The 9,716-nt window shown below is 37.1% G+C and carries 7 protein-coding genes; 4 read left to right on the top strand and 3 right to left on the bottom strand.

The window, feature by feature from the left end; genetic code table 11:
• The coding region (locus tag Q0K80_RS09155; RefSeq protein ID WP_294605646.1) for a sodium:solute symporter family protein at positions 1–1,273 on the top strand (1,273 nt) is incomplete at its 5' end.
• A 268-nt stretch (positions 1,274–1,541) separates the two neighbouring features.
• Here Q0K80_RS09155 and Q0K80_RS09150 read toward each other — a convergent pair.
• Positions 1,542–2,276: a LysR family transcriptional regulator gene (locus tag Q0K80_RS09150; RefSeq protein ID WP_294605644.1), complete on the bottom strand. Its 735-nt coding sequence runs from the start codon at positions 2,274–2,276 to the stop codon at positions 1,542–1,544.
• A 143-nt stretch (positions 2,277–2,419) separates the two neighbouring features.
• Here Q0K80_RS09150 and Q0K80_RS09145 point away from each other — a divergent pair, with 143 nt between their 5' ends.
• Both Q0K80_RS09145 and Q0K80_RS09140 read left to right on the top strand, forming a co-directional pair.
• Positions 2,420–3,868 carry an FAD-binding protein gene (locus Q0K80_RS09145; RefSeq protein WP_294605643.1) on the top strand — a complete coding sequence of 483 codons (1,449 nt, stop codon included), beginning with the start codon at positions 2,420–2,422 and terminating at the stop codon, positions 3,866–3,868.
• Between the two features lie 165 nt (positions 3,869–4,033).
• A complete protein-coding gene (locus Q0K80_RS09140) occupies positions 4,034–4,927 on the top strand; it encodes an ROK family protein (RefSeq protein ID WP_294605641.1) in 894 nt (297 codons plus the stop codon).
• A gap of 214 nt (positions 4,928–5,141) precedes the next feature.
• Here the strand turns inward: Q0K80_RS09140 and Q0K80_RS09135 are convergent, their stop codons facing one another.
• Positions 5,142–6,620 carry a family 1 glycosylhydrolase gene (locus Q0K80_RS09135; protein WP_294605639.1) on the bottom strand — a complete coding sequence of 493 codons (1,479 nt, stop codon included), beginning with the start codon at positions 6,618–6,620 and terminating at the stop codon, positions 5,142–5,144.
• Between the two features lies 1 nt (position 6,621).
• Complete coding sequence (locus tag Q0K80_RS09130) at positions 6,622–8,499, bottom strand: glucose PTS transporter subunit IIA (RefSeq protein WP_294605637.1); 1,878 nt, start codon at positions 8,497–8,499, stop codon at positions 6,622–6,624.
• 159 nt (positions 8,500–8,658) lie between these two features.
• Here Q0K80_RS09130 and Q0K80_RS09125 point away from each other — a divergent pair, with 159 nt between their 5' ends.
• A complete protein-coding gene (locus Q0K80_RS09125; RefSeq protein WP_294605635.1) occupies positions 8,659–9,402 on the top strand; it encodes a MurR/RpiR family transcriptional regulator in 744 nt (247 codons plus the stop codon).
• Positions 9,403–9,716: the final 314 nt, after the last annotated feature.

Here is a 9,716-nt window from a genome sequence, read left to right as displayed (position 1 = left end):
GGATTTCATGCAAGGTGGTAAGTCATTACCATACTTTGTAGTGGCGGTGATGATTTTCTCTAATTACAATGGGATCATGGCTGTGGTGGGAACAGCTCAAAGAGCATTTACCAGTGGCTTTGCTGCTGCGTGGTCCGTTTTTGCAGCAGCTATAGGCTTTATAATGTATGGCTGCTTTTTTGTAAAGAAATTATATAAAACAGGTAGTTTTACAATTTCAGGCGCTATTAAACAAAAATATGGACGCTCAACACAAATGATCGTTTCCATCATAATGATTTATGCTATGCTGATGCTTAATTTAAACACGTACTTTAGTGGTGCAAGTGTGTTACATGAAATTTTAGGAACCAATTTAGTACCGTCAATGATCATAATTGCTGTAGTAAGTAAAGTGTATTTTAGTATTGGTGGTATGAAAAGTGTAGCCAAGACGACTATGATTCACACTTTTGCAAAATATTGCTGCGTTTTAATTATATTAGCTACAGCTTTGGTTTTATCCCATAAAACTGGTAATCCAGTAAAAAATTTGCCCAAATTTTATTTTAGTCCTGCAGGAAAAATCGGCTGGTCCACTATTATAGGTTGGATACTTACTTCTACAGGTGCAGTATTTTCAACGCAATTTATTGCTCAAGCGGTATCATCGACTTCTTCGGCAAAAAATGCTCAGAAAGCATCTTTTTTAGCCGCCATTTTAGTAGTGCCATTTGGTATAGCATTAGGACTAATTGGAGTTTATGCTAAAGCACTTTTTCCTCATTTAAATCCTTTATATGCTTTGCCAGTATTTTTAGGTAAAATGAATATAATTTTTGCATGTATCAGTGCTATAGGCTTATTAGCTAGTGTATTTATCGGAGTCAGTGCCTGTTCATTAGCTATAGTTGCCTTAATTGTTAATGACTTCTACGTGCCCCATTGGCGGCCTGACGAAACCAAGCAGTTACATGTAACTAAAGTAATTTCAATAATAGTTGGATTGTTTCCTTTAGTTTTTATGTTTATTTCTCCTAATATTTTAGCTTTGTCATTTTTTGCAAAAGCACTACGTGTATCTATTGCTATTGTGGCCGTACTTGCATTTTACCTGCCAGCTTTTAACAATACAAAGGTAGCAAATACTGCTTTAATAGGTACAACAATATTCACGACGGTATGGTACTCATTGGGAGATCCATTTGGTATAAATGATACATATATAGCTATTTTTGTGCCATTAATTATTATGTATGCAGGCAATTTCTTTACTAAAAGAATTAAAAAATAAATCAATTCATCTGCCATTAAATAAATTTGAAAGGGCATTGTTTTTTGATGTGATCCCCGAGTTTACGACAAATTTGGGTGTCATATCATTTAATAGTGATCAATCAAAATATCGCAGAGCTTTTTAGCAATGCTTTTAACTTGTGCCGATGAATCTTCATTAATGCTAATTCCCACATCTAAGTTAATAATAGTTGTAGGGATTTGCATTATATTGTATTTTCTGTCGTCTTTATGGAGATAATCAAGAACATCATTTAAGGTAACCGTTATTCCAAAACCATCAAGTGCAAGTTGACCAGCTCCGATAAAGTCGTTGACTTTAATCTTTTTATTGAATTTAATGCCGTCATCTTCGAAAAGGTGATCAACATTTTTTGAAAAGCTGAGTTGTCCGTTAGGGCTACCATTTCACTGCCATTAAGCTGGTTAAACTTTGAAGATGAAAACTGAATTTCTGTTTGGTCTTTTTCATATAAGGGATGAGAGGGAGGAATGATTATGCATGCTGCTGAACGATATAAGTATGTTGATATGAGACCTTGATCATGAAGCAGTGCGCCCCAAAAAATATCTACGCTCCTGTTTTCAAGCATTTTAACAGAATCAGCCGAGGTAAAAACACGATAAATTTCAAATTGAATGTTAGGAAAACTTTGTTGTAGTTCAGCAATCAGTTTAGAAGTTTTACTCGAAATCCAAATTGGCGTCAAGGCAATTTTAATAAGAGACTGTCGCTTTAAAGAATACTGTTCGAGGTTTTGTTCAATCTGTTTACGGTCGTTAATAATTCTTTCCATTCCTTTAACCAGCTCTTTACCAGCTAGAGTCAATGAAATTGGAATCTTCTTACGGTTTACCAGTTGAACGTGATAATGCTGTTCGGCTTTCGAGATCAACTGACTAACATACGGTTGACTTAAATAAAGTCGATTTGCTAATTCGCTTACTGTTTTTACTTCTTCAACTGTCAATAAAATTTGGTGTAGCAGTTTTTCGTCCATTTTACTAATTATTGCTTCTTCACAATGATTAAAAATCTAAATACTAATTGTACAATGTTTACTGTTATCTATATATTAACATTGTTAGCGTTTTTCAAGAAAATAAATAATAGATATTTAACAATAATAAGTGAGGCAATACAATGTTAGCAAAAGAAAAACAATATGACTTAGTAATTATCGGCTCTGGCTTATCAGGTCAGGCAGCAGCTGCTGAGGCAGCAAGTAAAGGTTTAAAAACTTTAGTAATTGAAAAGGGAAGAACAACTGGTGGTTCAGGAAACTACGTTGAAGGTGTTTTTGCTATTGGCAGTAAAATGCAAAAAAATCAAGGTATTGAAATATCTGGGGTTGATCTCTTGCACGATGAACAACAATTTTCTCATTTTGAAGCGGATACGCAAATCTGGAAGGATTATATTAACGAATCAGCTAACAATGTTGAATGGTTAGAAAAATTAGGAGTCAAATTTAAAGGTGTTGCTACTTTGGGAGCAGGACTGAACACCTGGCATCTTTTTGAAGGTCTGGGGAATCATGCTATTCATGATGCCATGCAGCCATATTCCAAAAAGCGGGGCGTTGAATTTATTACTTCGTCTGCTGTTACTGAGTTGCTGCAGGATCAGAAGCGAAAAATTACTGGCGTGTTTGTCGAAGATTTTGCCAGTAAAAAGATCCAGAAGATTGAAGCCAAGGCCGTAATTCTAGCAACAGGCGGGTATTTAAATAATCGAGAAATGCTAACTAAATATTTTAATTCGAACTCGAATCGAATTGTACCGATGAATTCCGGTAAAAGCGATGGAACAGGACTTCGACTCGCTTGGGAAGCTGGCGCCAAGAAATTTGGCTTGGGCATGGCAATGATGTTCGGCGGACAAATCAAGGAGGATTCTGTTCCTGCCTTTAAATTCTGGAAAACCGATATTGGAATTGCCAGTTGTGAAATGGCTCCACTATGGGTAAATGAAGTAGGAAATCGATTCGTTGATGAAAGTGTATTTAGAATTTGGGCTCATGCTGGTAACGCAATTATCAGACAAGAAAAAGTCTATGCAATTTTAGATCAGGCAACAATTAACGAATTTGCGGAAAACAAATTGCCAAGAAGTTTAAAGCCTTTGTCTGAACGGACTCGACTTGACCAATTAAAAGGCATGATTAAAGAAGCAGAAGCAAACAATCTTTCATTTTTAACTAAAGCAGATACGGTTGGCGATTTAGCTAAAAAGCTGGACCTGCCTGAACTGGAAGCGACAATTAAGCTTTACAATGAGCTGGTCGCTTCTGGCGAGGATAAAGATTTTGAAAAACCAGCCAACTACCTATATTCTGTTAAAAAAGGACCATTTTATGCTTTTGAATTAGGCGTCGGAGCTTATTGCACGATGGGCGGTTTAAGAGTAAACCGCAAAAATGAAGTTCTAAATGATCAGGGTCGCAAAATTGATAATTTGTATGCTATTGGATCTGATGCTTCTGCAGTATTGGTTGGCGATACTTATGGGGTAAATGTTCCTGGGTCTGAAGCGGGCTACTGTATCTATTCCGGCCGTGTCGCGGTTAAGGAAATAGTTAGTCAAAAATAAAAAAAGCAATTGCGTGAAGTAAAACGACCCGATATTTTAAAATTTTGAGCAGATGAAAAGCTGTTCTGGTTGTAGATAAAAAAGTGAAAAGTTTGCGGTAATGTTCTAAAATAACGTTTTAAGATTAGCGTTATTATCTCGATATCATCTATCTGAAGGGGAAATATGAAAAGTTATTTGAGCATTGACATTGGCGGAACTGAAATTAAGTTTGCGCATATTAAAGAATCTGGTCAGATTATTGAAAAGGGAAAAATAAGTACTCCGGATAATAAACAGAAGTTTCTCAGCGAAATTGACCAAATTGTCGCGAAACACTCTCAAAATATCAGTGGATTAGCAATGTGCGCGCCAGGTAAGATTGAAAAAACTAAGATTCGTTTTGGTGGTGCGATTCTATATCTTGATGGAATAGATTTTGGAAAAATTTATCAAGGCAAAAAATTCCCAGTTACCATAATTAATGACGGCAAGGCAGCTGTTCTCGCCGAAAACTGGTTGGGCAACCTTAAAGGCGAAAAAAATTGCGCAACCATTACTTTAGGTACTGGCGTTGGTGGCGGCATAATTGTTGACGGTCACCTATTGCATGGGGCACATTTTCAGGCTGGAGAAATTAGTTTGATGATCAATGATATATCTCATCCTAAAAACATGCAGGGGAGTATTGGCACGCTTCGATCAGCTGTTCGTTTTGTTCGCGAGGTTAACCAAAAACTTGATTATGCTAACAAAAATGATGGTCTGCACGCTTTTGAAGCAATTAAAAAACAAGTCCCTGAAGCGGTGGCAATTTTTGATCAGTATTGTTTAAATCTGGCGTCTTTGATTTTAAACCTGCAAACAGTTGTGGACTTAAACAAAATTGCGATTGGTGGTGGAATCAGTTCTCAACCAATTTTGATTGAAAGAATAAATCTGGTTTATGATCAACTGGTTAACAACCTAAACCCGGTTATCGGTTCAACTTTAACCAAGCCAGAAATTGTACCGGCTAAATTTAAAAATGATGCAAATCTTTATGGAGCTTTGTACAATTTGCTTTTTAAGGTTGATTAGTAATGAAGGTGAACTTCGAGAACCAATCCGCTTGTGAAGTTTGTTCTTAAATCAGGAGGCTAATTTCGGCTCATCTATTTTGTGGGGCTTTATTCCGTTTTTATTTCGGGATGAAGCCTTTTAGTTTGCCCTGAATTCTAGGTTTAATTAAAAAAATCCCCTGAATTGGATTTAGTCCAACTGAGGGGATTTACTTTATAAAGCACGCTTTTTCTTATTCATCTAATGCTTTGCCATTAGTTTCGATGACGTGTTTCATCCATTGATACGATTTCTTAGGAATTCGCTTTAAGCTTCCGTTTCCGAGATCGTCCATGTCAACATAAACAAAGCCATACCGTTTCTTCATTTCGCCCGTTGAAAGCGATACTAGGTCTATTGGACCCCACATTGTGTAGCCGAGACAAGGAACTTTATCAATATTGATTGCATCAGCCATAGCGGATAAATGCTCTTGCAAATAATCAATACGATAATCATCATTCACATTGCCATTTTCGTCTGGGTGATCAATTGAACCGAGGCCATTTTCAACGATAAATATCGGTTTTTGAATGCGATCGTAAATTAAATTCATTGTGTATCTTAAGCCTAGTGGATCTAATCCCCAGCCCCAAGGTGATTCTTTTAAGTAAGGATTAGATGATCCGCCTACGTTAAACCATTTATCTCCATCCTTTGAGAGATTGGAACGATAGTAACTAAAAGAAATGTAGTCGAGCTGTCCGTCCCTGAGAATCTGCTTATCTTCTGGTTCCATGGCAATCTGGGCCAGATTTTTGATTCCATGATGCTGCAAAATTAAATCTGCATAACGGGGATAATAACCCCTACCCATTGTGTCGACAAAGTACCAATTTTCTCTTTGCTGCTCTAAATTATGAAAAACATCTTCCGGCTTGCAGGTGGCAGGGTAACAAGCGCTTAGCGCGTACATGGCACCAAACTGACTTCCTGACATCATTTTATGACCTAAGAGAACTGTTTTTGCGGAGGCAACAAACATGTTGTGAGCTGCTTGGTATCTGTTTTTACCAGTGGATTCGTGAACTCCCGTTGGACCAAAGCCTCTTACAGCATTAATTTCGTTGAAGGTCAGCCAATATTTGCATCTTTTGCCAAAATAAGTAAACAAAGTTTTGGCATAATTGACATAAAAATCTATTACTTTTCGGGAATTCCAGCCATCATATTTTTCAGCCAAGTGAACTGGCATTTCATCATGACAAATTGTAATTAGTGGTTGAATATGATACTTTTCAAGCTCTTTTAGGACGTTGTCATAAAACTGAAGTCCTTTTTCATTTGGCTCTGTTTCATCACCATTAGGAAAAATTCTGCTCCAGGAAATAGAGAAGCGATAAACGTTAAAGCCCATTCCAGCCATCAGTTTAATGTCTTCTTTGTAATGGTGATAAAAGTCAACGGCTTGATGACTCGGGTAATATTGGTCCTTTAGCAAAACCGGTTTGGCATTTTTAGGAACACTTTCGGCATCCATGAAAGAACTTTTAGGATTTATGAGTTTTCCATCAGGCAGCATCATAGTGTGATGACGAGGATGCTCGGGAGAACCATTGCTCTCAAAGTCATGAGTTGAAAGCCCGCGACCGTCTTCATTATATCCACCTTCATACTGAAAATCTGAAGTGGCACCACCCCATAAAAAATCATTTGGTAGTTCTTTAGTCATTTTAGTTTTCTCCTTTATTTAATATATCTCCGACTGATACATCACCAGAACTTATCAGGTCGATGTGTTCATTATGGTTATTAGTAATTACTAGCATTGTCGTGATATCAAATCCTTCATCAGTAATTAGCTTGCGATTTATTCTGATTACTGGTTCACCAGCACGAACTTCGTCGTCTTGGTGAACCAAAACATCGAACCCTTTTCCGTTTAATTCCACAGTATTAATGCCGATGTGTACTAAAATTTCTACGCCCGATTTTGTGGTCACGCCAAAAGCATGTCCGGTTGGAAACAGGGCGGTTACTTTACCATTTGCGGGTGCACATATAAAGTCTCCTTTAGGTATAAAAGCTATGCCTTTGCCTAATGCGCCAGAGGAAAATGCCTTATCAGCCACGTCTTCTAAGGGCTCAATACGTCCATCGGCGACTGCAACAATTTCGTCATCTGCAAAAGTTTGATGAACTGGTTCAGTGACTTTTGGCGTGGTTTTCTTTTCATCGATGCCTAATACATAGGTTACGACCGCTGCCACAACAATTGAAGTAATGATTCCGGCAACGATGGCAATAATGGTGTTGCCAAAAATCGGCAAGGCTAAAATGTTCGAATAACCCATGATGTAGGCTTTTGCGCCAAGTAAGCCGGCAACTACGCCGCCAGCAAATCCACCAGCCATAACGCCATACATTGGTTTGCGGTATTTTAAATTAATACCGTATAGTGAAGGCTCTGTGACTCCGGCGACAATTGCTCCGACAGCTAGTGACCAAGCCTGGCTTCTTAACTTCTCGTCCTTTGTTTTTAAAGCAACACCGATGTTTGCTCCGCCTTCAGACATATTATGCAAGAGGTAAGCTGGCCGCAGAATTGGATCATAGCCAGGATTGCTGATAAGTTGGGGCATGAAAGGTGATAAAACCGTGTGCATTCCCGTCATTACCAACCAAGGCAAAACAGCTGCCAATAAACCTACTGCAAGTGGTCCAACTGTTCTGCTTAAAAATAGTACAACTGAAGCGATAATTTGACCTAGATAGTTTCCTAAAGGTCCAAGTATTAAATAACCTAAAGAACCTGATACAAAAATAGTTCCCATTCCGACAAAGATTGACTTAAATATGCCGGGAACAATTTTGTTTAAGTATTTTTCCGTAAAGTAAGCTACGATGGAAATCAGGAGGGCAGGTAGCAGCGAAGTTCCATAGTTGAGTATTTTTACGGGCAAACCAAATAATGTCGGCGAAGCGAGATGAGGGTTCGTTGCTAACTGGTTCACTAAGTCATGGAAAGTGGGATATAGAAGCGATGCTGTTGCCATCATTGAATATGCCGGTGTTCCTCCTAGTTTAGTTGCAGCACCATATGCAACAACTACGGGCATAAAATAAAACGGTGCGTCACCGATTGCTGATAGCAGCATATAGCTGGATGTTTTTGCAAAGTCTGGATTAATAAACGTGGTAATGAGTATTAACACAACTTTAAACATGCCGCCAGCAATTAAACCAGGAATCATTGGCGTTACCGAAGCCTGAATAAAATCGATTATCTTGCTCCCCGCGTTTTTCCAGGTCCATTTGGTGTTTTGGGGAGCATCAAGATTTTCATCAATTGGTTTTTCAGTTGTCAAGTCGTAATCTTTAACGACGGCATTATATGTTGGAATTAAGTTTGATCCTAAAATAACCATATACTGCTCGCCAGCATATACAACGCCCAGTACAGCATCAAGATCGTCTAAAGCGTCTTTATTTGCTTTTGAGACATCTTTTAGAGAAAATCTTAAACGCGTCATACAGTGAGTGACACTTTTAATATTTTTTGCTCCACCAACATTTTCTACTATCTCTTTAGCTAGATTATGGTAGTCCATGTGAATTCTCCTTTATAGAATATTTCAATTAATGATAATTTTAACATGAAAAATGATATTTTTTACATCGTTATATTAGCACGGAGTGTTATCGCTTACAATACCCAATTATAAAAAATCCAAAAAAAGTGATAAAATTATCATATAAAGGAGAAAAGCATGAAATTAAAAGACTTTTTAAAACCCAAAAATGATATTTTGTCTAAATCTGATCAGAAAATATATGAAGTTGTTTTGCAGCAACCAACGCATATTCAACTGCTAACTATCCAAAAAATAGCTACCGATTCTAAAACTTCAATTGCTTCAGTTCAAAGATATTGTAAAAAATTAGGATATGATGGTTTTAAGGAATTTAAATTTCAGTTAAAGAACTTTTTATTGCAGCAGGATTATTCTGGGAACAATAAATCGACTTTTTTAAAAGAATATATTAAAGCTGTTTCTGATTTTAAGAATATTGATAAAACTGAGTTAGAGAACTTGGCCAATGACTTGTTAAAAGCTCGTCAGAGCTTTCTGATGGGCATTTATTACTCAAGTATTCCGGCCAAGCAATTGGCGATGGGCTTGCATGACTTAAATAAGCCCAGTTTTTATACCGACAATTATGTTACAGCTTCCCACTGGAGTGGGCTAATGGAAAATAGCGATGCATTTGTTTTATTTTCAGTAAGCGGAGATGAAACTTCTATAAAGAAATACCTTTCGGAAACATTGCATCGGCTTAAAAAAACCTATCTTATAACTTTTAATCCTGATACTCCGCTAAGAAAGCAGTTTAAACACTGCATTGTATTGCCGGGTAAAGCATTTGTTTATAATTCTTCAATTGATACGCAATCACTAGTTTCACTCTTTGTGGAAATGATTATTGAAAAGATTGTTCAGATTCGAAAATAGGAAAACTTGAATGGCGAAGAGCATTATGTGCGCTATTTTTTTGACTAGCGACTTTTTAGTTTCCAAATTCACTTGGTCGTAAGCAGTGTTCTAGCTAACGGATATGCATAAAAGTCGTCTCTAAGATATAAAGTTCTCGGATGCGGCATACCATTTATAAAAATTTAAATAAAATAAAGATATTTGTGAACAGAAAAAGCATTTCTTTAATCACCACCTTTTAACAAAATTCAAACCGCATTTTTCAGGTCCTTTTTTTGATAAAATTATTCTCTTTTGTTTTGTTGCCCCACATTTGCGTATTTAATATGTTA

The sequence above is a fragment of the uncultured Lactobacillus sp. genome (assembly GCF_945290125.1).
Classification (GTDB): Bacteria; Bacillota; Bacilli; order Lactobacillales; family Lactobacillaceae; genus Lactobacillus; species Lactobacillus rizhaonensis.
This window is presented reverse-complemented; position numbering and strand designations above follow the sequence as displayed.